The sequence below is a fragment of the Monashia sp. HAY1-5C genome (assembly GCF_056755255.1).
In genome coordinates, this window is sequence record NZ_JBPGXG010000371.1 from 1 (window position 1) to 270 (window position 270).

The window sequence follows — 270 nt, forward strand, 5'->3', positions numbered from 1 at the left end:
GGTCTCATCAGAATCGCCCTCGAGGTCCACCAAGCCGTTGGTTTGGTCGAACACGTGCGTTGCGGGATCAATCACGGGCGTTGAGTCCGAGGCGGCAGCGGCTCCCGTAGAAGCGGCGGTACCGGATGCCGGCATCCCGGCTTCGGGTGCCTGCTTTTCGATGTACTCCTTGAACTTCTTCAAGTCTGACTCAGCCTGCCTTTCAACAACGTGCAACTTGTCCCCCAGGAATTCCAGGACTCCGTGAGGTTCGTATTCCAAGGACAGGTG

The 270-nt window shown here is 58.5% G+C and carries 1 pseudogene; it reads right to left on the minus strand.

Annotation, left to right across the window (positions count from 1 at the left end):
* A pseudogene (locus ACR9ZK_RS22080) lies at positions 1–183 on the minus strand (SRPBCC family protein); the annotation flags it as partial.
* Between the last annotated feature and the right edge of the window lie 87 nt (positions 184–270).